The sequence below is a fragment of the Aeromonas sp. sif0611 genome (genome assembly GCF_019218845.1).
Lineage (GTDB): Bacteria > Pseudomonadota > Gammaproteobacteria > Enterobacterales > Aeromonadaceae > Aeromonas > Aeromonas media.
The window spans coordinates 137,912-163,104 of sequence record NZ_JAHUWU010000003.1; the positions used below are offsets into that span (position 1 = coordinate 137,912).

17 protein-coding genes and 3 tRNA genes are annotated in these 25,193 nt (G+C 65.2%); 8 read left to right on the plus strand and 12 right to left on the minus strand.

Annotation, left to right across the window (positions count from 1 at the left end; translation table 11 throughout):
- Positions 1-151: 151 nt before the first annotated feature.
- On the plus strand, positions 152-1,546 hold the full coding sequence (dnaB, locus tag KW824_RS09820; protein ID WP_005330482.1) for a replicative DNA helicase: 1,395 nt from the start codon (positions 152-154) through the stop codon (positions 1,544-1,546).
- A gap of 159 nt (positions 1,547-1,705) precedes the next feature.
- Positions 1,706-2,779 (plus strand): alanine racemase, encoded by a 1,074-nt coding sequence (gene alr / locus KW824_RS09825; protein WP_218409674.1) that lies wholly within the window; start codon positions 1,706-1,708, stop codon positions 2,777-2,779.
- Positions 2,780-3,023: 244 nt separating this feature from the next.
- Here alr and putA read toward each other — a convergent pair whose 3' ends face one another.
- The gene (putA, locus tag KW824_RS09830; RefSeq protein WP_218409675.1) at positions 3,024-6,992 is read right to left on the minus strand and encodes a trifunctional transcriptional regulator/proline dehydrogenase/L-glutamate gamma-semialdehyde dehydrogenase; all 3,969 of its coding nucleotides are present in this window, start codon (positions 6,990-6,992) and stop codon (positions 3,024-3,026) included.
- A gap of 413 nt (positions 6,993-7,405) precedes the next feature.
- Here putA and KW824_RS09835 point away from each other — a divergent pair, with 413 nt between their 5' ends.
- Positions 7,406-7,843 (plus strand): VOC family protein, encoded by a 438-nt coding sequence (locus KW824_RS09835; RefSeq protein ID WP_042649058.1) that lies wholly within the window; start codon positions 7,406-7,408, stop codon positions 7,841-7,843.
- 402 nt (positions 7,844-8,245) lie between these two features.
- On the opposite strand, the gene fumC is transcribed toward KW824_RS09835, so the two are convergent.
- The 4 genes from fumC to KW824_RS09855 form a co-directional block, all read right to left on the minus strand.
- Entirely contained in the window at positions 8,246-9,637 is a 1,392-nt protein-coding gene (fumC, locus tag KW824_RS09840; RefSeq protein ID WP_218409676.1) for a class II fumarate hydratase, read from the minus strand.
- Between the two features lie 102 nt (positions 9,638-9,739).
- Positions 9,740-10,468, minus strand: a complete 729-nt coding sequence (pepE, locus tag KW824_RS09845) for a dipeptidase PepE (RefSeq protein WP_218409677.1) — start codon at positions 10,466-10,468, stop codon at positions 9,740-9,742.
- A gap of 139 nt (positions 10,469-10,607) precedes the next feature.
- The gene (locus tag KW824_RS09850) at positions 10,608-11,219 is read right to left on the minus strand and encodes a response regulator transcription factor (RefSeq protein ID WP_218409678.1); all 612 of its coding nucleotides are present in this window, start codon (positions 11,217-11,219) and stop codon (positions 10,608-10,610) included.
- Between the two features lie 15 nt (positions 11,220-11,234).
- On the minus strand, positions 11,235-13,163 hold the full coding sequence (locus KW824_RS09855) for a sensor histidine kinase (RefSeq protein ID WP_218409800.1): 1,929 nt from the start codon (positions 13,161-13,163) through the stop codon (positions 11,235-11,237).
- Between the two features lie 259 nt (positions 13,164-13,422).
- Between KW824_RS09855 and dsrO the strand changes: the two genes are divergently transcribed.
- The 3 genes from dsrO to KW824_RS09870 are packed head-to-tail and all read left to right on the plus strand — an operon-like array spanning position 13,423 to position 18,414.
- A complete protein-coding gene (dsrO, locus tag KW824_RS09860; RefSeq protein ID WP_218409679.1) occupies positions 13,423-14,211 on the plus strand; it encodes a sulfate reduction electron transfer complex DsrMKJOP subunit DsrO in 789 nt (262 codons plus the stop codon).
- Complete coding sequence (nrfD, locus tag KW824_RS09865) at positions 14,201-15,307, plus strand: NrfD/PsrC family molybdoenzyme membrane anchor subunit (protein WP_218409680.1); 1,107 nt, start codon at positions 14,201-14,203, stop codon at positions 15,305-15,307. Before dsrO ends, nrfD begins: the two co-directional genes overlap by 11 nt.
- Positions 15,307-18,414, plus strand: a complete 3,108-nt coding sequence (locus tag KW824_RS09870) for a tetrathionate reductase subunit A (RefSeq protein ID WP_218409681.1) — start codon at positions 15,307-15,309, stop codon at positions 18,412-18,414. Before nrfD ends, KW824_RS09870 begins: the two co-directional genes overlap by 1 nt.
- Before the next feature lie 56 nt (positions 18,415-18,470).
- Here KW824_RS09870 and KW824_RS09875 read toward each other — a convergent pair whose 3' ends face one another.
- The 7 genes from KW824_RS09875 to KW824_RS09905 form a co-directional block, all read right to left on the minus strand.
- A complete protein-coding gene (locus KW824_RS09875; RefSeq protein ID WP_218409682.1) occupies positions 18,471-19,832 on the minus strand; it encodes an endonuclease/exonuclease/phosphatase family protein in 1,362 nt (453 codons plus the stop codon).
- 348 nt (positions 19,833-20,180) lie between these two features.
- Positions 20,181-20,918 (minus strand): EAL domain-containing protein, encoded by a 738-nt coding sequence (locus KW824_RS09880; RefSeq protein WP_218409683.1) that lies wholly within the window; start codon positions 20,916-20,918, stop codon positions 20,181-20,183.
- Positions 20,919-21,105: 187 nt separating this feature from the next.
- Entirely contained in the window at positions 21,106-21,381 is a 276-nt protein-coding gene (locus KW824_RS09885; protein WP_042649139.1) for a hypothetical protein, read from the minus strand.
- Between the two features lie 135 nt (positions 21,382-21,516).
- Positions 21,517-21,601, minus strand: a tRNA-Tyr gene (locus KW824_RS09890).
- 45 nt (positions 21,602-21,646) lie between these two features.
- Positions 21,647-21,731: transfer RNA gene (locus tag KW824_RS09895), tRNA-Tyr, on the minus strand.
- Positions 21,732-21,763: 32 nt separating this feature from the next.
- A tRNA-Tyr gene (locus KW824_RS09900) sits at positions 21,764-21,848 on the minus strand.
- A 230-nt stretch (positions 21,849-22,078) separates the two neighbouring features.
- A complete protein-coding gene (locus KW824_RS09905) occupies positions 22,079-23,167 on the minus strand; it encodes a ketoacyl-ACP synthase III (protein WP_218409684.1) in 1,089 nt (362 codons plus the stop codon).
- 204 nt (positions 23,168-23,371) lie between these two features.
- Between KW824_RS09905 and KW824_RS09910 the strand changes: the two genes are divergently transcribed.
- The gene (locus KW824_RS09910; RefSeq protein ID WP_043132026.1) at positions 23,372-24,325 is read left to right on the plus strand and encodes a LysR family transcriptional regulator; all 954 of its coding nucleotides are present in this window, start codon (positions 23,372-23,374) and stop codon (positions 24,323-24,325) included.
- Positions 24,326-24,453: 128 nt separating this feature from the next.
- Positions 24,454-25,065, plus strand: a complete 612-nt coding sequence (locus tag KW824_RS09915) for a LysE family translocator (RefSeq protein WP_218409685.1) — start codon at positions 24,454-24,456, stop codon at positions 25,063-25,065.
- Positions 25,066-25,193 lie beyond the last annotated feature (128 nt).

Below are 25,193 nucleotides of genomic sequence, written 5' to 3' on the forward strand. Positions count from 1 at the left end.
TGAGGGGCAAGGAGGTCCCCCAGAGCCGATGAGCCGGCCATCCGAAAGCAGGCAGGCCACCGGATGAGGTGAATAGCGCGCATTAGCGCTCGCGATGGCGGGGTTTCTTTTGTAAAATTCCCGTCCCCTTCCCGCTGCGGTTTTTATGTGTATGGCAGAGCAAGTGACGGCGAAAAAAGACGCCAAGACACAACAGCTGAAAGTTCCCCCCCACTCTTTTGAGGCCGAGCAGTCCGTACTGGGCGGCCTGATGCTGGATAACGAGGCCTGGGATCGGGTGGCCGAGCGGGTGATCGACAAGGATTTCTACAGCCGTCCCCACCGCCTGATCTTCCAGGCCATGACCCGCCTCTCCAATGCGGGCAACCCCATCGATCTCATCACCCTGCAGGAGGAGCTGGAGCGCTCCGAACAGCTGGAGGAGTCCGGTGGCTTCGCCTATCTGGTGGAGATCGCCAAGAACACCCCGAGCGCCGCCAACATCAATGCCTACGCCGAAATCGTGCGTGAGCGGGCCGTGGTACGGGAGATGATCTCGGTCGCCAACGAGATAGTCGAAGCGGGTTACGAGCCCCAGGGTCGCACCTCCGGCGATCTGCTGGACCTTGCCGAGAGCAAGGTGTTCCAGATTGCCGAGCAGCGCTCCAGCGCCAACGAGGGCCCGCAGCCCCTGAAGCTCATTCTGGAGCAGACGGTCGACAAGATTGAGGAGCTGTTCAAGACTCCTCACAACGGCGTGACCGGGGTCTCCAGCGGTTATGGCGATCTCGACAAGATGACCGCAGGCCTGCAGCGTTCGGACCTCATCATAGTCGCGGCCCGTCCCTCCATGGGCAAGACCACCTTTGCCATGAACCTGTGCGAGCACGCGGCGCTCACCGCCGACAAGCCGGTGCTGATCTTCTCCCTGGAGATGCCCTCCGAGCAGATCATCATGCGTATGCTCGCCTCGGTGGGGCGCATCGACCAGACCAAGGTGCGGACCGGCCAGCTCGACGACGAAGACTGGGCGCGACTCTCCTCCACCATGGGGCTGCTGCTCGAGAAGGGCAAGATGTACATAGATGACGCCTCCGGCCTGACCCCGACCGACGTGCGCTCACGTGCGCGGCGCATCGCCCGCGAGCACGGTGGCCTCTCGATGATCATGATCGATTACCTGCAGCTGATGCGGGTACCGGCGCTCTCTGACAACAGAACCCTGGAGATCGGTGAAATCTCCCGCTCCCTCAAGGCCTTGGCGAAAGAGCTGCAATGTCCTGTGGTGGCGCTCTCCCAGCTGAACCGAAGCCTGGAGCAGCGGGCCGACAAGCGGCCGGTCAACTCGGATCTGCGGGAATCCGGCTCCATCGAGCAGGATGCGGATTTGATCATGTTCATCTACCGTGACGAGGTGTATCACGACGACAGTCCCGACAAGGGGATTGCCGAGATCATCATCGGCAAGCAGCGTAACGGCCCCATAGGTCGGGTGCGCCTCACCTTCCAGGGTCAGTTCTCCCGGTTCGACAACTACGCCGGCCCGGCGTTTGACGACGATTACTAAGTAGGGGTTGTTCTGCTCGGCGCGTATGCCCCGGATACCAGCAACAGTTTTCCCGGTTCGACAATTCTGCCGGTCCGGCCTTAGACGATGACTATCAAGGGATGACACCACTCGGTGCCTGGCGCAGGTGCGCCATCATGCCCTCGTAAGGGAAAACAGATGAAAGCGGCTATTGCCCAAATCGATACCTCGGCCCTGCGCCACAACCTCGCCGTGGTCAAGCGCCACGCGCCTTCCTGCAAGATCATCGCGGTGGTCAAGGCCAACGCCTATGGCCATGGCCTGCTGCCGGTCGCCCGCACCCTGGTGGATGCGGACGCCTATGCGGTGGCTCGCATCGAGGAGGCGCTGATGCTGCGCTCCTGCGCCGTGGTCAAACCCATAGTGCTGCTGGAAGGCTTCTTCTCGAGCGCCGATCTGCCGGTGCTGGCGGCCAACAACCTGCAGACCGCGGTGCATACCTGGGAGCAGCTCGAGGCCCTGGAGCAGGCGGAGTTGCCGGCCCCCGTGGTGGCCTGGCTCAAGCTCGACACCGGCATGCACCGGCTCGGGGTGCGGGCCGAGGAGATGCCCGCCTTTATCGAGCGGCTGGCCCGCTGCAAGAACGTGGTGCAGCCGTTCAACATCATGACCCACTTCAGCCGCTCAGATGAGCTCGAACAAGCGACTACCCGCGAGCAGATCGACCTGTTCAGCAAGTTGACCGCCTCCCTCAAGGGCGAGCGTGCCATGGCGAACTCGGCAGGCATCCTGGCCTGGCCTGACTCCCACTGCGACTGGGTGCGTCCCGGCGTCATCCTCTACGGCGTCTCCCCCTTCCCGAACACGGTGGCGGCGGATTACGACCTTAAACCCGTGATGACCTTGAAGACCCAGCTCATCGCGGTGCGGGATCACAAGGCGGGCGAGCCGGTGGGTTATGGCGCGAACTGGGTGTCGACCCGGGATACCCGGCTCGGGGTGATTGCCATCGGCTATGGCGATGGCTACCCGCGCATGGCACCCAACGGCACCTCTGTGCTGGTCAATGGCCGCATCGTCCCCCTGGTGGGCCGCGTCTCCATGGACATGACCACTGTGGACTTGGGCCCTAACGCCACCGACAAGGCCGGTGACGAAGCCGTGCTCTGGGGCGAGGGGTTGCCGGTGGAGCGGGTCGCCGACGAGATTGGCACCATTCCTTACGAGCTGATCACCAAGCTGACCTCCAGAGTGTTTATGGAGTACGTTTAACCCTTTGACTTGGGATGGCGGCCGAGGAGATAGGCACAACCTTACGAGCTCATCACCAAGCTCACTTCCCGGGTGTTTATGGAGTACGTTTAACCCCCTCATCCCCAATTCTTCTCCCGCGAGGGGAGAAGGGAGAACAAGAAGGCCGCCCCGACAAGGGCGGCCTTTTTTATGCACGTGTTCTGTAGACGAAAGAACAAGCCCCGCATAAGCGGGGCCTGGGTTTTCAGTTACTGCGTGGCGCTTAGCCTATGGTCATCAGGCTGGCGTTGCCACCGGCGGCGGCGGTGTTGACCGAGAGGGCGTGCTCGATCAGCAGTCGCTCCAGGGGAATGTCGGTCTCGCCACGGTGCAGGCCGTGCACGCCGACGATGGCACCCGCACGGGCGGCGGCAAGCTTGGCCACTTCCCGCAGCTGATCCGAATCACCGTGGTGCAGCAGTGCATCGAATCCGATGTCGCTGCTGGCCCAGTCCGCAACCAGTTGGATACGCGCCTGTACCTCGCTGGGCAGGCTGGTCAGCAGGGTGCGGTTCTGGGCATTGTCCTGCCACAGCACCTCTGTCCCGACGGCCAGACAGGCCGCCAGCTGGGCCAGCAGATCCGTTTTGGCTTCTTTATCGTCGGCGGCCAGGCAGAGCACACGCTCCCGGGGCAACAGGCTGTAGCTGTTGCGCTCGCCGGTGGGGCCGACCAGCAGCTGGGTCAGGCCGCTCAGCGCCAGCTCGCCGTAGCGATCGCACAGGGCCACCAGTGCCGGGGCCTGCTTGCCTGCCCAGCCACGCAAGGCCAGCAGCGCCGGTTTGGCGGCCTCGGCTTGCAGGGTTGCACCCGGCTCCTGGCGAAGCTGGCTGGTCACCGCCTCCTGCGGGCGCGCCCCGAGCAGACGGTACATGTAGAGCGGGCCACCCGCCTTGGGACCTGTGCCGGAGAGCCCTTCGCCGCCAAACGGCTGCACCCCGACCACGGCGCCCACTATGTTGCGGTTGACGTAGAGGTTGCCGACCTTGGCGGTGTTGACCACCTGGGCTATGGTCTCGTCGATGCGGGTATGGACTCCCAGAGTCAGACCGTAGCCGCTGTCGTTGATCTGCGCGAGCAGCTCGCCTAGCTTGGCGCGGGGGTAGCGCACCAGGTGTAGCACCGGGCCGAATACCTCTGGGCCCAGCTCATCCAGGCTGTCGAGCTCGATCAGCGTCGGGAGCACGAAGGTGCCGCGATTGCAGGCGCCGTCTTGGGTGCGGGCAATCTGGTGCACCCGGCGACCCTTGTCTCCCATGGCCTTGATGTGGCGCTCTATGTTGGCCTTGGCCTCGGCGTCGATGACAGGGCCGATGTCGGTGGAGAGGTGCTCGGGGCTGCCGACCTTGTACTCGGCCATGGCGCCCTTGAGCATACGGATCACCCGCTCGGCGACGTCGTCCTGCACGCACAGCACCCGCAGGGCGGAGCAGCGCTGACCGGCGCTGTCGAACGCCGAGGAGATGACGTCCATCACCACCTGTTCGGTGAGAGCGGAGGAGTCGACGATCATGGCGTTCTGGCCGCCGGTCTCGGCGATGAGCGGAATGGTGCGGCCCTGGGCGTCGAGGCGACCAGCCAGGTTGCGGGAGATGATACCCGCCACCTCGGTGGAGCCGGTGAACATGACGCCGCGCACTCGCTCGTCCGCGATGAGCGCCGCCCCCACGGTCTCACCCCGGCCCGGCAGCAGTTGCACCGCACCGGCGGGGACGCCGGCCTCACGCAGGATGCGTACCGCCTGCGCCGCGATGAGAGGGGTCTGCTCGGCAGGCTTGGCGAGCACCGTATTGCCGGCCGCGAGCGCCGCGCAGACCTGGCCGCTGAAGATGGCCAGCGGGAAGTTCCAGGGGCTGATGCAGACAACGGGACCGAGCGGTCTGTGGCTCTCGTTGGCGAAGTGGTTGCGCGCCTGGGCGGCGTAGTAGCGCAGGAAGTCCACCGCCTCGCGCACCTCGGCGATGGCGTTGGCGAAAGTCTTGCCGGATTCGCGGACCAGCAGGCCCATCAGGGGTTGCAGCTCGGATTCCATCAGATCGGCGGCGCGATCCAGCACGGCGGCCCGTTCGGCCGGCGGAGTGGATTGCCAGATCTGGCCGCTGGCCAGGGCGCAGGCGAGGGCCTGGTCCACCAGCTCGACCGTGGCTTCGCTCACCTGACCGACGACGTCGCGGTGATCCGCCGGGTTGACCACGTGCTGGAACTGGGTCGGCGCGTCGATGTCGCAACCCGGCTGTTCATTACCCAGCATGGGCAGGGCCTGATAGGCGGTGTTGGTGCTGGCGAGCAGGGCGGCGGACAGCGATCCCAGACGGTGCTCGTTCGCGAGATCCAGGCCGGCGGAGTTCGGGCGAGCCTCGCCGTACAGCTCACGGGGCAGGGGAATGCGCGGGTGGGGCAGACCCAGGCTGCCTTCACGGGCGGCCATCTGCTCGATCTGCTGTACCGGATCCTGCACCAGATCCTGCAGGGAGATGCTGTTGTCCGCGATGCGGTTGACGAAGGAGGTGTTGGCCCCGTTCTCCAGCAGGCGGCGCACCAGGTAGGCGAGCAGGGTCTCGTGGCTGCCGACCGGCGCATAGATGCGGCAGGGGCGACCCAGCTTGCCGTCGGCGACCTTGCCGACCACCTGTTCGTAGAGCGGTTCACCCATGCCGTGCAGGCACTGGAACTCGTACTGGCCCGGGTAGTAGTTCTGCCCCGCCAGCTGGTAGATGGCCGACAACGAATGGGCGTTGTGGGTGGCGAACTGGGGATAGATGGACTCGGGCACCGCCAGCAGCTTGCGGGCGCAGGCGAGATAGGAGACATCCGTGTAGGGCTTGCGGGTATAGACGGGGTAACCCTCCAGGCCGTCCTGCTGGGCGCGCTTGATCTCGCTGTCCCAGTAGGCGCCCTTCACCAGCCGGATCATCAGGCGGTGACGGCTGCGCTTGGCCAAGTCGATGACGTAGTCGATCACATAGGGGCAGCGTTTCTGGTAGGCCTGGATGACGAAGCCGATGCCGTTCCAGTCCGCGAGAGACGGGTCGAAGCAGAGCTTTTCCAGCAGGTCGAGGGAGATCTCCAGCCGATCGGCCTCCTCGGCGTCGATGTTGATGCCGATGTCGTACTGCTTGGCGAGCTGGGTCAGCCCCAGCAATGTGGGATAGAGCTCCTCCATGACGCGATCGTACTGGGCGCGGCTGTAGCGCGGGTGCAGGGCGGAGAGTTTGATGGAGATGCCCGGGCCCTCATAGATGCCGCGGCCATGGGAGGCCTTGCCGATGGCGTGGATGGCCTGCTCGTAGGAGGCGAGATAACGCTTGGCGTCTTCTTCCGTCAGTGCCGCTTCCCCCAGCATGTCGTAGGAGTAGCGGAAACCCCTGTTTTCCATGGAGCCCGCGTTCGCCAGCGCCTCGGCTATGGTCTCGCCGGTGACGAACTGCTCCCCCATCAGGCGCATCGCCATGTCCACACCCTTGCGGATCAGCGGCTCGCCGCCCTTGCCGATCAGCCCCTTGAGTGAGCTGTTGAGGCCAGCCTCGTTGTGGGTGGCCACCAGCTTGCCGGTGATGAGCAGGCCCCAGGAGGCGGCATTGACGAACAGGGAGGCGCTCTGGCCCAGATGCTGGCTCCAGTTGCCACCGCTTATCTTGTCACGGATCAGGGCATCGCGGGTTGCCTTGTCGGGGATGCGCAGCAGCGCCTCCGCCAGGCACATCAGGGCCACCCCTTCCTGGGAGGAGAGGGAAAACTCCTGCAGCAGCCCCTGTACCAGGCCCTGACGGCCGCTGGCGCTCTTCTGGTTGCGCAGCTTCTCGGCGATGCTCATGGCGAGCTTCTGGGTGGCCTCGGCCTTCTCCTTGGGCAGGCGGGCCTGCTCCAGCAGCATGGGCACGGCCTCGGTCTCGGGGCGGCGATAGGCGGAGGTGATGGCGGCGCGCAGCACGGACTGCGGCAAGATGCTCTCGGCAAACTCGAGGAAGACCTGGATCCCCTGCTCGGTCAGGGTCTCGATGGCCTCTTCCCCGGCGGCAGCGGCCAGGCCGGAGTGCTCGGGCGGGGTCAGGCCGCGCTCCAGCTGCTCCAGATAGGTGAAGATCGCCTGCTTGATCAGCCAGTGGGGGGTGCGATCCAGGGTCTGCGCCGCCTGCTTGAGCCGGTCGCGGGTCGCTTCGTCGAGTTTAACGCCGAGGGTGGTGGTGGCCATGGGACTTCCTGTGTCTAGAAGGTAACAATATTACCGGACGGTTAAATTTTACCGAGGATGGCGCAACCAGGTGCAACCTTCAAGCAAGAAATTTTAATGTTTTGGCTACATTGTTGAATTTTCCTATGCCAAATGGTTCGGAGGATCGAGCCTTAAAACAGGGCTGAATATAGGTTTTCACTGAAATATTAATAGGTTGCATACATGTTTTCTGAGTGATTCATGAGGTGCAACCCGTGGCTGTGTTGGGTTGCTCTTTTTTGATTGCGTATCAGGCTGGTACTCGTGGGGAAACGGGTGCAACCGCCGCTGTGGACTCACTGGTGTACTGATTGTCGGGGTGACCCTGGCGCTGACTCTTCTATGCTGATAGCTGTTCGCGAAATCCGCTATCAATGACCAAGGAGATCATCATGGCGCGTGTCAGTACCTATCTCAATTTTGCCCGGGAGACGGAGGCGGCCTTCCTGTTCTATCGGGAGGTGTTCGGCGGTGAGTTCAACGGCCCCATCCACAGGTTCAAGGAGTCTCCCGGCTGCCCGGGTCAGCCGCCCCTGTCCGAGGAGGATGGCGACCTGGTGATGCACGTGGCGTTGCCCATCCTCGGCGGCCACGTGCTGATGGGCACGGACGCCCCCGCCAGCATGGGGTTCACCCTGGTGCAGGGCAACAACAGCTACCTCAACCTGGAGCCGGACAGCCGGGCCGAGACCGATCGCCTGTTTGCGGCCCTGGGGGAGGGCGGCCAGGTGGAGATGCCGTTGCAGGAGATGTTCTGGGGCGCCTATTTCGGCTCGCTGGTGGACAAGTTCGGCACTCACTGGATGTTCAACTGCGAGAGCAAGAGCTGAACCCTTGGCTGTGAATGAGAAGGGGCGCCGCGGCGCCCCTCCTGTTTATCAGTACCCCCAACTCAGAGCCTTATTTGCCCCTCCCCACCATCTCGCCGGGAATGACCCAGGCATCGGACTCCTAGGGGCTGAGCTGGCCCAAGGCAACCTGGGTCATGGTTGCCGTCCCGCCATCTCGCCGGGAATGACCCAGGCATCGGACTCCTAGGGGCTGAGCTGGCCCAAGGCAACTTGGGTCATGGCTGCCGTCCCGCCATCTTGCCGGGAACGATCCAGACATCGGACTCCCGGAGGCTTAGATGGCCCAAGGCAACCTGGCTTATGGCTGCCGTCCCGCCATTTCGCCGGGAACGATCCAGACATCGGACTCCCGGGGGCTGAGATGGCCCAAGGCAACTTGGGTCATGGCTGCCGTCCCACCATGTCGGCGGGCACCACCCAGGCATCGAATTGCTCCGCGCTGAGGTGGCCGGAGGCGATGGCTGCCTCCCGCAGGCTGAGCCCCTGATGGTGGGCTCGCTTGGCGATTTCGGCCGCCTTGTCATAGCCGATGTGGGGGTTGAGCGCCGTCACCAGCATCAGGGAACGGGCCAGCAGCTCGTCGATGCGCGCCCGGTTCGCAACGATGCCGACGGCGCAGTGGTCGTGGAAGCTTCTCATGCCGTCCGCCAGCAGCCGCACGCTCTGCAGGAAGTTGTGGGCGATCATCGGCCTGAACACGTTGAGCTCGAAGTTGCCGCTGGCGCCGCCGATGTTGATGGCCACGTCGTTGCCCATCACCTGGGCGCACAGCATGGTGAGCGCCTCGCTCTGGGTCGGGTTGACCTTGCCCGGCATGATGGAGGAGCCGGGTTCGTTCTCGGGGATGCTGAGCTCCCCGAGCCCGCTGCGGGGGCCGCTCGCCAGCCAGCGCACGTCGTTGGCGATCTTCATCAGGCTGGCCGCCAGCGTCTTGAGGGCGCCATGGGCATGGACCTGGGCATCGCTCGCCGCCAGGGCCTCGAACTTGTTGGGGGCGCTCACCAGGGGCAAGCCGGTCTGCTGTGCCAGGGTCTGGGCCACCGCCTCGGCGAAGCCGGGGGGGCAGTTCAGACCGGTACCGACCGCGGTGCCCCCCAGCGCCAGCTCACACAGATGGGGCAGGGCGGCAGCGAGGTGACGCTCCCCTTGCGCGAGTTGGGCGACCCAGCCGGAGATCTCCTGACCCAGGGTGAGGGGGGTGGCGTCCTGCAGGTGGGTGCGGCCAATCTTGACAAGGTCGTCGAAGGCGGCAGCCTTGCTGGCCAGCGTGTTTTTGAGCGTGGTCAGGGCAGGCAGCAATTGGCCCGTGATGGCGGTGACCGCCGCCAGGTTCATGGCGCTGGGGAAGACATCATTGCTCGACTGGCTCTTGTTTACCTCGTCGTTGGGGTGCACCAGCCGCGCTTCTCCCCGGGCGCCGCCGAGCAGCTCGCTGGCGCGGTTTGCCAGTACCTCGTTGAGGTTCATGTTGGTCTGGGTGCCGGAGCCGGTCTGCCAGACCATCAGGGGAAACTCGGCGTCGTGCAGGCCGCACAACACCTCGTCGGCGGCGGCCATGATGGCCTGGGCCTTGCGAGCGGGAAGCAGCCCGAGGGCGTGGTTCACCCTGGCGCAGGCAGACTTGATGCGGGCGAGGGCATGGATGATCTCCATGGGCTGGCGTTCCCCCGAGATATTGAAGTGGTGCAGGGAGCGCTGGGTCTGGGCCCCCCACAGCCGCGCCGCCGGGACTTCGATATCACCGAAGCTGTCGTGTTCGATCCGTACCGTCATGGTCGCCTCCCATCGAGAAACAAGGAGCAAGGAATCTTCCTTCCCCTCACAGCATGGCAAATCCCCCGATCGCTTGCTCACATCGGCTCGTCTGCCATGGCGTCAGTCGCCGGGTTGAAACGGCGTCAGTGCTGCCAGTGGCCGGGCATCCTCATACTCCCGGGTCGTCTCGCCGTGCTTGAAGATCTTGAAGCCCTCGCCCCGGGCGCTCCAGTATTCGATGGTCTCGCCGCTAATCTGCAGCAGGCTGGCTTCACGCAGGGCCACCACGGATTCGCTCGGATTGATGGCACAGAACTCGGCGAGGCGCTCGTCCCGGGTCTCCCCCATGTGGCCGCTGATGCTGGCGTCCAGATAGTGGGGGTTGATTTGCAGCGGGAACAGGCCCAGCGCCGGCAACACGGCGGCGCTGCACACCGGCATGTCGTTGGTGGTGCGAATGCTCGGGGTCGCCACGTTGCAACCGGCGCTCCAGCCCACATAGGGTACGCCTCGCTCGCGCACGGCGCGCTGGATGGGGACGACCAGACCGTATTCGTGCAGCAGCTGGTTCAGGCGCCAGGTGTTGCCGCCGCTGATGAAGATGGCCTCCGCCTGCTGGATGGCATCCACCGGATCGTCAAACTGGTGGATGCTGATGGTCTCCACCCCCAGGCTCTCGGCGAGATCCTGGGCGCGGGCGTCCCAGTCGCTGCGGATCACCGCGTAGGGGATGAGCAGGATGCGCTTGACCTGTTTGCGGGCGAGCAGGGTTTGTACCCGGTCGCGGGCCCAGCCAAGCAGGCCGGAGTGTTCGGTGGTTTTACCGTTGCTGAGCAGAAGCAGTTCCATGATGTTTCCTCGAAACAAGGCGCAGGACCTTGGTCTGTCCTGATGAAGGGAAGGGGCACTCTACCCCCAAGGCGGCGCCAAGTATGTGATCTCTGCGCGTTTTGTGCCCCCGGGTTAGGGGGCTCATGGATTGACCGCGTCAGGGTTGCCCGTTGACCGCCGCATAGCACAGCATCAGTTCGGCCAGGGAATTGACCTCGAGACGTTTCATCAGGCTGGCGCGGCACACCTCGACGGTGCGCACCGAGATGCAGAGATCCTGCGCTATCTGCTGATTCTTGTGGCCCCGGGCGATGAGCTGCAACAGCTGGTGCTCGCGCGGGGTGAGCCGCTCAAAGGCGGCCAGATGGGCGAAACGGGTGGCCGCGCTCAGCGTCGCCTGCTCGGCCCGTGCGATGGCGGCGAGCAGGGGGGCCAGTTGCACCGGCTTTTGCAAGAAATCCACCGCCCCCAGCTTGAGGGACTCCACTGCCAGCGGCACCTCGCCGTGGCCGGTGAGGAACAGGATGGCGATGGGGCTCTGGGCCGCCTTCAGCCGCTGCTGCACCTCGGGGCCCGACAGCCCCGGCATACGGCAGTCGAGGATGAGGCAGGCGGGCTGGTGCAGGTCGACCTCGGCCAGAAAGCGCTCGCCATCGGCAAAGCTGAATACCTGCCGCTCGTCGCAGCTCTCCAGCATGAAGCGCAGGGAGTCGAGCACGGCCTCGTCATCGTCGATCAGATAGAGCGGGGGGCGGGAGGGGGACGTCATCTCAGTTCCTCGGTGTCAGGAGAGTGGTGGGGGGGCTGAGGCGGGGGCCTCGGGTGGCGGCACGGGCAGAGTGACCCGGGCCAGACAGCCGTGGGGGCTCAGGTTCTCCAGACTGAACTGGCCGCGATGGCTCTCGACCACCTCCCGGCAGATGGCGAGCCCCAGCCCCATGCCATCCGGCTTGTCGCTGTAAAACGCCTGCTGCAGTTCGGTCGCGGGGACCCTCAGCCCGGCACCGTTGTCGCGGATCTCCAGCAGCAATCTCTGCGCCTCGAAGGCGATCAACAGCTCGACCCGGGCAGGCTCCTGTGCCGCTGCTTGCTTAGGGGGGTGAGCAGGAGAGTGAACAGCGGAGCGTGCCCTCTGCGCCGCACTCTCGGCGCCATTCTTGATGAGGTTGACCAACAACTGCTCCATCCCGGTGCCGTCCAGAGGCAGCCGGCGCGGCTGGCCCCGCCAGTGGAGGGTGAAGGTGACGTCGAGGGGCGCCAGCATCTGCTCCAGCAGGGGGCGCAGCTCCGCCACCAGGGTGGGCAGGTCGCAAGGCTCGAAGCGGGGAGGGCGCTTTTGCAGCCGGGCTCTGAGCCGGTTGACGGTCTGGGTGATGCGCTGGACCTGCAGCCCTATCTGCTCCAGAGCCTGACGCAGGGAGGCCTGGGCGGCAGTCTGGGCCGGGTCCTGTGCCAATCTGTCCAGTCGCAACAAGGCCCCCTGGCTGTAGTTGGCGATGGCGCTGAGGGGCTGATTGATCTCGTGGGCCACGTTGGCGCCCAGCTCGCCCAGTTCGGCGAGCCGTCTGGCCTGTGCCAGCTGGCGTCCCTTCTGCTCGAGCTGGTGGCGGGCTTTGAGCAGCCGGCGCTGGCTGCGGTTGAACAGACGTTGCAGCAGCAGGTGGTGACCCCCCAGCAGCAGCAGCAGCGCCAGGGCGCCCCAGCCCCATTGCTGATGCTGGCGCAGCCAGTGCCAGGCCGCTTGCCACCAGGGGCCCTGCAGCGGGTGGCGATCCAGCGCCTTGAGCAGGCGGTCGATGGCGAGCTCGCTGGTGGGCACGGTCCAGCCCGCCGAATCGGCGGCGATGGCCGCCTCGCTATCAGCGGGCAGGTCGAACAGCGCGCGGGTCACCGCCAACGCCAGCGCGGGGGAGGCTCGCTCTGTCTTGGCGAAGGACCAGTTGGGGTAGAGCCGGGTCGAGCTCTGGCAACCAAAGCCGGGGGGCGCCTGATCGTCCAGCACCCGAAACGCCCCCCTGGCGATCTTGCCCTCCCGTTCCATGCGCTCGAGCTGGCACACCGGCACGATGGCGGCGGCCACCTCTCCTGCCGCCAGCCGCTCGATGAGCCGGTCCAGTGGAAAGCCGGTGAACTGCACGGTGGAGAAGAAACGTTCCAGCCTGACCCCCTGTTCGCCCGCCTCGAAACGATAGGCGAGGTAGCCGCCGAAGGCGTTTTCCGAAACGGCGGCGACCGCTTGCCCCTCGAGGTCACGCCAGTGTCGGTAGGGGGCCTGGGCGGGCACCACCAGCGCGGCGCCGATGGCGAGATTGTCCCCTGTGGCCGGGCTCTTGAGGGTGGCGAGCCAGGCCAGCGGGTACTGGCGCGCCAGACTCACCGACTGGCCCGGGTTGGTGATGACGAAATCGAGGTGCTCGCGGGCGACGGCCTCGGCCAGTTCATCGAGCCCCAGCGGATGCAGCACGAAGCGATGGCCGGGCACGCGCTGTGCCAGCCAGCGCAGCAGCGGTTGCCACTGGGCTCTGGCCAGGGCCGGGCCGCGGGTCGCCAGCACGCCGATGCGTATCGGCTCGGCCAAGGCCCGCACCGGCGTGACCTGGGATGACGTGGGTTCCTGTCGGGCTGGCGCTGGCGAAGAGGGGGTCGGAGCGGCCTGCACCCGCAGCGGCAGGGCTGACAGCGCGAGCCAGAGCAGCAGGCTGAGCAGGGGCAAGGGAACTGGGACGTGCAGGGGGCTCTCCTCTAGGTGCAAAGGGGGCAGTCTATCACCGGGACGTGCGCTTGCACGCGAACGGGGCCGGGAGGGGCGGCAAACGCCGCCCAGGTCACAGTTCTGCAGGGCTGGGGCATTTTTTATTGCGCTGGATCAACCCGGCTCCCGGTATGTGGAAAACCACAATAGAGGCGACTTCCTGCGTTGAGGACAATCGGCCCAACCCCTTTCAAGCCAGCTCAGCAGAAGGAAAGACGCCATGGAGCCCAGCAAGCGCCGATTGTTATCCGGGATCGCCGCCCTCACCGCAGGGGCGGCCCTGATCCCCGTCACCCAGGTTCAGGCGCAGTCCGTTCCCACTCCCCGCAACGGGCGTGCGGCCATCAGCCGGGGGGACGGGCGCAAGCGTTACGGCATGCTGATCGACCTGCGCCGCTGCGTCGGCTGTCAGGCCTGCACCGTGGCCTGCACCATCGAAAACCAGCCTCCCCTCGGCCAGTTTCGCACCACGGTGAGCCAGTACGAGGTGAGCGATGTGGCCGCCCTTGAGGCTCCCGCCTCCCTCTTGATGCTGCCGAGGCTGTGCAACCACTGCGCCGAGCCCGCCTGCCTCGATGTCTGCCCCACCGGCGCCACCTTCCAGCGCGATGACGGCATCGTCGTGGTCAACAACGACTGGTGCGTCGGCTGCGGCTACTGCGTGCAGGCCTGCCCCTACGACGCCCGCTTCATCAACCACGAGACCAACACCGCCGACAAGTGCACCTTCTGCGCCCATCGGCTGGAGGCGGGGCTCCTGCCCGCCTGCGTGGAGAGCTGTGTCGGCGAGGCGCGCATCATAGGGGATTTGAACGACCCCAAGAGCCGGATCAGCCGGCTGCTGCGCGAACACGAGTCGGCCCTCAAGGTGCTCAAGCCGGAGGCCAATACCCAGCCGCGGGTCTTTTATCTCGGCATGGACGAGGCCTTCGTCAGCAAGGTCGACGGCAACCCGGCCCTGCGCACCCTGCTCACCGACGATGGCAAGGAGATAGTCCATGGTCATTAACGAACTGCTGGCCCCGGCTCAGCCCATCACCTGGCTGCCCTGGGCGGTGCAATATTTCTTTCTCATCGGCCTCGCCTACGGGGCACTCTGGCTCGGCGCTTTTGAGCTGTGGCGCAAGGCGCCGGACCCGCGGCTGCAGACCCTGGCGGCGGTGCTGATGGTGGCGGCCGGCCTGGTGGCCCCCATCGCCCTGACCGCGGATCTTCACCAGCCGGCCCGGGCCTGGCACTTCTACGCCCAGACGCGCTTTGGTTCCGTCATGTGGTATGGAGCCTATCTGCTGCCGCTGTACAGCCTGCTCTCCATGCTGCTCGGCTGGCTACTGCTAAGGCCTGCCCTGGCCCGGCGCGGCGCAGAAGGGGACAAGATAGCCCGCCTTGTCAGGCTGCTCTGTCTGGGAAACTGGTCGGGGCACGTCTGGCTGCGGCCCCTCTCTTTGCTGGCCGCCCTGAGCGGACTCAGCATCGCCCTCTACACCGGGCTCGAGACCATGGCGGTGGCGGCGCGTCCGCTCTGGCATACCCCCTGGTTGCCCTGGCTGCTGACCCTGAGCGCCGTGCTGGGGGCCCAGAGTGCCCTGCTGCTGCTCAACCGCTTGCTGGCGGGCTGGCGTGCCCAGACCGAGTCGACCCTGCTGCGCCAGAGCGGCTGGACCTTGAGCCTGCTGGCGCTCTCCCTGCTGGGCTGGGCCCTGTTTGGCGGCGCCTCGGCGGCAGAGGCCGCAGCCCTCTATCGGCTCGATCCTAGCTGGCGGCTGGCGGCCCACTGGCTGTTGTTGACCCTGGGGCTGGCCAGCCTGCTGATGCTGCTCCGGCGAAGGATCTCTGCCCGCCTGTCACTCTGGGGGCTGGCGCTGCTGGGGTTGCACCTGGTGTGGGGCCTGCGCTGGCTGGTACTCATTCAGGGGCAGCTCGCGCCCAAGTACGGGGCCGGCGTCTATCTCTATGAAATCGTCTGGGGACCGGCCGGTGTGCTCGGCATTCTCGGCACCTTCGGTCTGCTGCTGGCCCTGCTGGTGGCCCTCTCGGAGCTGGTGCGCCCCTCTGTTTCCCCCGCCATCAAGGCACCCACTCCTTTTGCACACGAGGCACTCTGATGGATCACAGCAAACGCAAGTTTCTCAAGGGCGCCGCCATCGCCGGTGGCACCGGGCTGTTCGTCGCCGGTTACAGCGATACCCTCAAGCAGGTGGCGAGTGGCCTCGCCACCGGCAGCTCGGGCCAGCCGACCCGGGATCCCATCCATGGCAACTCGCTGGCCGTGGAGTACCGGGTTGACGAGCGGGGGGAGTTGCACCCCAACCCGGCCCAGCGGGTTGCCAACACCATGTGCCTCGGCTGCTGGACCCTGTGTGGAGTGCGGGCCCGCATCGACAACGATCGCGACCAGATAGTGCGGATCCTGGGCAACCCCTATCATCCCCTCTCCGCCCGCCATCACATCGACTTCAAGACCCCGGTCAAGCAGGCGCTGCTCGCAACCAGTGGTTACCAGGAAGGGGGGCTGGACGGGCGCTCCACCGCCTGCGCGCGGGGCAATGCCATGCTGGAGCAACTCGACAGCCCGCAGCGGGTCACCCGCTGTCTCAAGCGGGTGGGGCCCCGTGGCAGCGGTCGCTGGCAGAGCATCCCCTTCGAGCAGCTGGTGGCCGAGGTGGTGGAGGGGGGCGATCTGTTTGGCGAGGGCCAGGTGGATGGGTTGCGGGCCATTCGCAACCTCGCCGAGCCGCTCGACCCGGCCAACCCGGAGTACGGCCCCAGAGCCAACCAGCTGCTGGTGAGCAACGCCTCGGACGAGGGGCGGGATCACTTCATCAAGCGCTTCACCTTCAACAGCTTCGGCACCCGCAACTTTGCCAACCACGGCGCTTACTGCGGCCTGTCGTTCCGGGTCGGGGCCGGCGCCCTGCTGGACGATCTGGAGAAGAACGCCCACCTCAAGCCGGACTGGGACGAGAGCGACTTCCTGCTGTTCATGGGCACTTCGCCCCAGCAATCGGGCAACCCCTTCAAGCGCCAGTCCCGTCAGCTGGCGGCGAACCGGGCGCGACCGGGCAAACCGTTCTCCTACGTGGTGGTGGCCCCCAGCCTGCCCAACACGGTGAACATGCCGTCCGCCCCCGCCAACCGCTGGCTGCCCATCCGCCCCGCCACCGACTCGGCGCTGGCCATGGCCATGCTGCGCTGGATCATCGACAACCAACGCTACGCCGAGCCCTTCCTGACGGCACCCCATGCCGCTGCCGCCGAGCGGGCCGGCTATCGCGGTTTTTGCAACGCCAGCCACCTGGTACTCTGCGACGAGTCTCACCCGCGCTTCGGTCAGATGCTGCGGGCCAGCGATCTTGGCTTGCCCTTTGATGGGGAAGCCTATGGGGAGGGGGACGCCATGCTGGTAGAGGAGGCGAGCAGCGGCGAGCCGAGACCCGCCGGCCAGTGTGAGCGGGCCAACCTCTGGGTGGATCGCCCCCTTCAGGGCCCCAAGGGGGAGTTCGCGGTCAAGAGCAGCTTCCAGCTGCTGGCCGAGGCGTGCCGCGAGCACACTCTCGCGCAATACAGCGCCGAGTGCGCCGTGCCGGTGGCTGACATCGAGGCGCTGGCGCGGGAGTTCACCAGCCACGGCACCCGGGCGGCGGTGGTCTCCCATGGCGGCACCATGAGCGCCAACGGCTTCTACTCGGCCTGGGCCATCATGATGCTCAACGTCATGATTGGGAACCTCAACGCCCGGGGCGGCGCCGTGGCGAGCGGCGGCAAGTTCGATCCCTTCGGGGCGGGGCCGCGCTACGATCTGGCGAGCTTCCCCGGCATGGTCAAACCCACCGGAGTCTTCCTGTCGCGATCCAAGTTCCCCTACGAGAAGACCTCTGAATATCGGCGCAAGCGCGAGGCGGGCCAGAATCCCTATCCGGCGCAAGAGCCCTGGTTCCCCATCTCCGGCCCCTTGCTCGGCGAGCACCTGACTGCGGCGGTGAACGGCTATCCCTACCGGCTCAAGGCCTGGATCAATCATATGGGCAATCCCCTCTACGGCCAGGCCGGGCTCAGCAAGGCCATAGGCGAGCAGCTCAAGGACCCTGCCGTGCTGCCCCTTGTGGTCAGCATCGACAGCTTCATCAACGAGTCGTCGGCGCTGTCGGACTACCTAGTGCCGGATACCCTCACCTACGAGTCCTGGGGCTGGGCCACCGCCTGGCACGGGGTGATGACCAAGGTCTCCACCGGCCGCTGGCCCATCGTGGAGCCCCGTGTCGCCAAGACTGCCGAGGGGGATCCGGTCTGCATGGAGTCCTTCTTTATCGCGGTGGCCAAACGGCTGGGGCTGCCGGGCTTTGGCGAGGGGGCGCTCAAAGGGGCAGACGGCAAGGTGCACGGCTTGAACCGGGCGGCGGACTTCTCCCTCTACGGGGCGGCCAACGTCGCCTATCTCGGCGAGCCGGTGCCTCCTATCGGGCCTGAGGATCTCGCCTGGTCCGGGGTGGCGCGGATCCTGCCAGTGCTGAACGCCACCCTGAGTGCGGAGGAGGCGGGTCGCGCCGCCTACCTCTTCGCTCGTGGCGGACGCTTCGAGCCGGCGGCCAAGGGGCGCGATGACGCGGGTCAGCCAAGCAAGCGCTGGCCCAAGCCGCTGATGGTATGGAACCCCGAGGTGGGCAGCCGCCGCCACAGCCAGAGCGGGCAATACTTGAGCGGTACCCCGCGCTTCTTCCGCCCCCAGCTGGCGGACGGTACGCCGCTCAATGAGGCGTTCAAGCCGGCCCAGTGGCCGCTGCTGCTCACCAGCTACAAGTCCCACACCATGAGCTCCATGAGCATCGGCTCGGATCGCCTGCGCCAGGTGAACCCCAGCAACCGGGTGCGGCTCAATGCGCAGACGGCGGCGCAGTTGGGCATCGAGAGCGGGAACAGGGTGCGGGTCAGCACCCCGGATGGCAGCGTGATCGGGGTGGCCGAGTGCGTGGCCGGGGTGCAGGCCGATGCCATCGCCATCGAACACGGTTTCGGCCACAAGGAGCTGGGGGCGCGGGAACATTGGATAGACGGCCAGAAAGTGGTCGCCAATCCGCTGCGCGGAGCCGGGGTCAATCTGAATGACTTGGCGGTGCTGGATCCCAGCCGCCATGGCCGCTACCCCCTGGTGGACTGGGCCATCGGCTCGTCGGCCCGTCAGGGGCTGCCGGCCCGGGTGGAGAAGCTGGTATGAGGAACCAATGAAAACGGGGCCTGCGGGCCCCGTTGCTTATCTGCTCTGCGTCACTGTCACAGTTTGAAGTCGACCCATACCAGGCGGTGATCCGAGCTGACGCCCTTGGCGATGCCCAGCTTGGCGTCATACACCAGGTGGTAGCCCGGCTCGAAGCTGGCCGGCCAGAACACGCCAGAGGCAACCGCGTTCAGGTTGGCGGAGGGCAGCACGTGGTCGAGCAGCAGGCCGCTGCTGCTGGTGATGCGCTCCGGGGTGGGGCGGTTGTTGTTGCGCTTGCACTGATCCGGCTGGCTGGCGAGGCACTCGGGCCCGCCCTGGCTGACCGGGATCAGGGCGCCGTTGGTGACGGCCTGGTTGACCAGCACATGGTTGTGCAGATCCTGAATGGCGGTCAGGTCGCCATCGCCAATCTGGGGATCGGCGTTGAGATCGCCGGCGATGACGAACTTGGCACCCGCGGGCAGGCCACCGGCCTTGCCGGCGTCATCCACCATGTAGCTGGCGGTCTCCACGTAATCCTGCCAGAAGGCGACTTCGGCCCGGTTGTGCTTGACGTTGTGGCGCGCCGCGTTGCCGAAGATGGGCGGGGTCGGGTGGGAGATGAGGAAGTGGATCACCTCCTCCTTGTTGCCGCGCTTGATGCGCACCGGCACGTCGGCGTGGTTCTTGGACGAGAGCGGGAAGGCCTGCCAGGCGGCATCGTCATACCAAGCATCGCCACACTGGCGGCCGGCCGGGATCGGCGCCTTGGCATTGTTGCAGTCGTCGATGACCGGGTTCACTTCGCCCGGCATGTCCTTCCACTTGAATTTCTGGAAGGTGCGGATCTGCTTGGTATCGATGGGGTACTGGGACATCACGGCGAAGGCGTACTGGCCGTGGTAGTTGCCAAAGCCCCAGGCGTCGTCCGGCCCGTTGTTGACCTTGCCGTCCAGGTTGAGGTCATGGCCGCTCATCAGGCCGGTGTTGGTGGCGAAATTCTGCAGCACCGGGTAGCTGATGGCCTTCACCTCGTCGTGCTGGGCATGGGCCAGGTAGTTGTCGTTGAAGGCTTTGAGGTCCGTGGTGTCGCTGCCCTTGCCGTCATTGTCGAATTCGTTGAGCAGGAACACGTCCGGCCGGGTGCGCTGGATGATTTCGGCGATGTTGCGGACCTGCTGCACATTGAGGGCCTTGGTCTTCTCGGCGCCGCTCAAGGTGCCGTCGGCGAGGCGCGCCAGCAATGCATCCTGCTCGGTGCGACTGAGGGCCAGTTCACCGGCGAGCATGCCGGCGGCGGTGCGATCGAAGGAGAGGTTGAAGGTAGCGAAGCGAACCATGGGGGTCGGGGTCTCGGAGTCATTTTGGCTGTTACAGCCTGCCATCAATCCGAGGGAAATGGCAACGGCCAGTAGGGATTTGCTGATATTTTTCATTGTAATATTCCGTAGCATCAACAGGTTATGCCTGAGAGTCAAAGAAGCCCAGGCGGGCCCATTATAGAGAGGCGGGGCCGAAACGGGTTCTGAATGAGCCAAACTGTGAGACCATTCACAGCCTGAAGAAGAGGAAGGGGCGGGATGAGCCGGCAGCCAGGGTCCCGGGCGTTCAGGACCAGCGAGAAAGAAGGAAGTGACAGGAGGCGTTGGCGCTCTGGCTCCGGGCGTTCAGGACCAGCGAGAAAGAAGGAAGTGACAGGAGGCGTTGGCGCTCTGGCTCCGGGTGTTCATGACCAGCGAGAAAGAAGGAAGGGACAGGAGGCGTTGGCCTCTGGCTCCGGGTGTTCAGAACCAGCGGGAGAGGGGGGAGGGCATGGCGTAGGCGTAGCCCTGTTGGTAGTCGCAGCCGAGGCGGTTCGCTATCTCGATATGGGTCTGGGTCTCCACCCCTTCGCACACCACGGCCATGCCGAGTCGCTGCAGGTATTTCACCAGCCCCACCAGCATCTTCAAGGCGTGTGAGGTGCACGCCGCCTGCAGCAGCAGGGAGCGATCCAGCTTGACTACCTCGTAGGGCAGTGCCATCAGCCGCTGAAAGTTGCACTCCAGGGAGCCGAAGTCGTCGCAGGCGATGTGGGCGCCATGGGCGCGCAGCACCTCGATCAGCGCCCTGTACTGGCTCTCCAGCCGGGTGTGCTCCAGCCCCTCGAACCAGATGTCGATCCCCACCTTGCGGGCCTGTATCAACACCAGCAGCAACAGATTCTGATAGGTCGGACTGGAAGGCGCCGGGTTGAGGTTGATGGAGAGCGTATAGGGGCCTTTTTGCGCGAGCACGGGCAGGTCGCGCAGTATGGCCCTGAGCATGACGATATCCAGATGCAGGGACTCGTCCTGGCTGAGCGAGGCAAAATCGATGCCCTGATAACATTGCGCCACCGGATCCCAGCGCCTGGCCAGCGCCTCGTACCCCTTGACCTGACGGTCCCGACCGATGATCGGCTGGTAAAAGGGAACGGCAACATCTGCCATGGCCATCATTGCCATGGCACTCATCGGATACTCTTCTTTGAACGCAAACATGGCACTCACCTGATGGACGAATATGGCTGCGCATCATACAAGGCGCAGTCATCCAGCCGCTGTAGGAATTGTCTGATAATCAACCTGTTGCTTGCGTGGGCAGGGGCTGGCTGGAGAGCCGCGAGGGAGATCCGTCAGGAAGCAGGGGCGCGTGATGAAATGGGTCCCTGGGAGGTCGGGTGAGGTGTCAGCGAAGTGCGTGTTCCGGCTGGTGGCCTCCGGCATCAAGGAGGGGCGTACCATGCATGGCCTGGGCCAGCCACTCCCAGTCCAGTGGCGGTGTGCCGGCCTTGAAGCGCTGGTAGGCCTGGCCCTGATGGATGGTCAGAAACAGGGTTGTCGACAGGCCGAGGCGATTGAGATAACGCACCATGACGTCCCCTTGATAATGGTGCAGCCGTTGCTGCAGCTGGGGCAGGCTCAAGCCCTGCTCCTGGCCGGTTTCATCCCAGATTGCAAACATGCGAGGTGGCTCCTGACGGTGAGGAGTCCACTGTTTCGAAAAACGCGGAGCAGGGCAATTGTCAGATCTGACAGTGCCGAATGGAATCTTTCCAGAAAAGCGAAAACCCGGCGCGAGGCCGGGTTTTCTGAAGGATGGTGGAGGGAGAAGGATTCGAACCTTCGAAGGCAGAGCCGTCAGATTTACAGTCTGATCCCTTTGGCCGCTCGGGAACCCCTCCACAGGGGTACTACTTTTTACAGGCCTTGCATGCAATGCAGGAAGATGGTGGAGGGAGAAGGATTCGAACCTTCGAAGGCAGAGCCGTCAGATTTACAGTCTGATCCCTTTGGCCGCTCGGGAACCCCTCCACGGGGTATTTTCCTGATTGTTCGCACTTGAATGGTGGAGGGAGAAGGATTCGAACCTTCGAAGGCAGAGCCGTCAGATTTACAGTCTGATCCCTTTGGCCGCTCGGGAACCCCTCCCCAAGTGCGAGGCCGCATACTACCAGATCCGGCAAGGTTGTGAACCCCTTGGCCGCATTCTGACGACAAAAAAGTGTCGACTGGTTATTTTTTGATATCTCTCGCTCAAAATTCACGCTTTTCAATGACTTTTATGTCGATGTCCAGGGAGGGCCGGCAGGGAGGAGATACACGGAGGAGCCATGATGGGCTCCTCTTTTTTATGCGGCAAAGGATGGCAGTGGCGAGGCTCAGGCGTCGGAGGGGCGCGCCTGCTGGCAACCCTGCACCGCGTGGGCGATGAGTTCGAGGGCGCTCTGCTCGCAGGGGGGGAGTTCGTCGTCGCAGCGCGTCAGGGGGGTGACGCGCTCGCCCCATTTGATGAGGGCGGCACCCCAGGTCAGACCGGCCCCGAAGGCGGCGGTGAGCAGATAGCTGCCTGGCTTGACCCGGCCCTGCTCCAGCGCCTCGCACAGGGCGATGGGCACGGTGGCGGCGGAGGTATTGCCGTACTGCTCTATGTTGACCATCACCTTCTCCATGGGGGCGTTCATGCGCTTGGCCAGGGTCTCTATGATGCGCACGTTGGCCTGGTGCGGGACTATGAGGTCGATCTGCTCGGGGGTTATGCCGGCCTGGGTCAGCACTACGCCGGTGGCCTCGCCCATGCCGCGCACGGCGCGCTTGAAGATCTCCTGCCCCTCGAAGTTGAAGGTGAACAGGCCGTCGATGTCGGCGAAACGCACCCGATCGGTGCCGAAGTTCGGCACGTGCAGTATCTCCCGCGCCTCGCTGTCACAGCCGAGCTTGCTGGCAATCAGGCCGCTCTTCTGCTCGCTCGCCTCTATCACCACGGCGCCGGCACCGTCGCCAAACAGCACGGCAGTGTCGCGCTTGGCCCAGTCCAGCAACTGGGTGAGGCGCTCTGCGCCTATCACCAGCACCTTCTGCATCATGCCGGTCTGCACCAGGGAGGTGGCGACCGAGAGCGCATATACGAAGCCGGTACAGGCGGCATTGAGATCGAACACCGCCGCCTTGTGGGCGCCCAGGGCCTGCTGCACGGCGGAGGCACAGTTGGGCACCAGCGTGCCCGGGGTGGCGGTGGCCAGTATGATGCCATCGAGTTCACCGGCGTCCAGACCGGCGCAGGCCAGGGCACGGCGGGCGGCCAGGGTGGCGAGTGCCTGGGTGCTGACGTGGGAGACCCGGCGGGCCTTGATGCCGGTACGCGGATAGATCCACTCATCCGAGGTATCCATGATGGTGCTGAGGGCATCGTTGGTCAGCACTGCGGGAGGCAGACATTTGCCCCAGCCGGTGATATTGGCGTATTTCATCTTGTTATCGCTTCTTGTTGTGGATCGCCCGCGGGCGGAAGACATTGCGCAATTATGTCGTACAGGGTTTCCAGTGTCATCCCGCGGGGAGGGGAGCGCAAGGGGGCGCAGGGGGAACAAGGTGGTGATTTTGCTTAAATTCCCGCGGCTCCTTGTCTTAAGATGAGAGCCCGACCCAGGTTCTCCCTTCCCGAGGTGTTGTCAGTGCACAAAGCGAATCTCAACCTGTTGCCCACCCTCAAGGTGTTGCTGGAGACCCGCAACATCAGCCGGGCGGCGGAGCTGCTGCACCTGAGTCAGCCCTCCATCAGCAAGCAGCTCGGCCAGCTGCGCAGCGAGTTTGGTGACGAGCTGCTGGTGCGGGAGGGGCAGCGCTGGCTGCTGACCCCGCGGGCAGAGAGTCTGGCGGCGGCGCTTGCCGATTCCCTCGGTGCCCTGGATCGGCTCTATGCGGCGCCGGAGTTTGCCCCCGAGCGCTGCGAGCGGGTGTTCCGGCTCGCCTCCTCCGACTACGTGGCCCAGCATATCCTGCCCGACATCTGCGCGGCGCTGGCCAGGGCGGCGCCCCGGGCGGCGCTGGAGTACAGCCTGTGGGACAAGCGCCAGCTGCCGCAGCTGTGGCAGTCCGAGCTGGATCTGGTCTCCACCATCACCGAGCTGGTGCCGGATCAGATCCGCGGCCTGCACCAGGGGGAGGACAGGCTGGTGATGCTGATGGGGCGTCACCACCCGCTCTCGGGCACGGTGCCCAGCCTGGATGACTACCTCGCCTGGCCCCATCTGCAGGTGAGCGGTGGCGGCGACAAGGACAGCCCGGTGGAGCAGGTACTGGCGCCCCGGGGGCTCTCCCGCCGCTGGTTTGCCCGGGTGCCCTTCTTCCAGGCGGCGGTGGAGGTGCTGCTGCGCACCGACTGTCTGATGACCACCCCGGCCCATATCGCCTGGCAGCTCTCCCGGGAGCACGCCCTGAGTTTTTGCGATCTGCCCTTCGCCACCCGGGTGCAGCAGTATCATCTGCTGTGGCACCAGCGCCACCACCTGGATCCGGCCCACCGCTGGTTTCGCGAGCTGGCCTACCCCTTCCTGCGGGATCATCTGCAGCGCACCTTGGGGGAGAGCCGCAAACAGCTGGGGCTGAAGGCAGACCCGCTCCGCTAGGGCAGTCGGTTATGCCAGCCTATAGCCGTTGGCTATGGACTCTATTCATAACTTTCACTTCTGGCATAGCTGGCCGCCTCCTACCCTGATCCCAGTTAGAGACATTCGACTAGATAGAAGGAAAGGGTATGGAAATGACGAGTTGGCTGGCGCTCGCCGCCATTTGCGCGATGGGGGCCATCAGTCCGGGGCCCAGCCTGGCGCTGATCATCCGCAACACGGTACAGGGGGGGCAGGGCCACGGGGTGGCTACGGCGCTCGGCCACGGCCTGGGGGTGGGGATCTACGCCCTCATCACGGCGCTGGGTCTCTCGGTGCTGATCACCCAGACCCCGCTGCTGTTTGATCTGATCCGCTACGGCGGCGCCGCCTTCCTCGCCTGGCTCGGAGTCAAGGCGCTGCTGGCCAGGCCCGCCAGTGGCGACGCTGCCGACGAGACGGTGCACGGTGCCCGTGGCCGTCAGGGGGCGTTCGAAGGCTTTATGGTGGCCTTCTTGAACCCCCAGCTCGCCATCTTCTTCATCGCCCTGTTCAGCCAGTTCGTGCACGCCGATACCGGCTGGCGCGAGGGGAGCATCATGATGCTGACCGCCGGGGGCATAGACGCGCTCTGGTACGTGCTGGTGGCCCTAGTGCTCTCCCGTGGGCCCGTGCTGGCCTGGCTCAAGGCCAAGTCTTTCGTGATCGATAAGGTCAGCGGCCTGGTGTTGCTGGGGCTGGCGCTCAAGGTGGTGCTTTGAGCCCGCGTCCCAAAGGTGGGATAGGGGCCTGATCCAATCCTGCATTCTGCGGTGATCTTAAGCGGGATCAAGGCGAAGGGCGCCCGGTCTCGCTAGAGTGACGGGCATTTCTCGTCCGCCTTCAGACC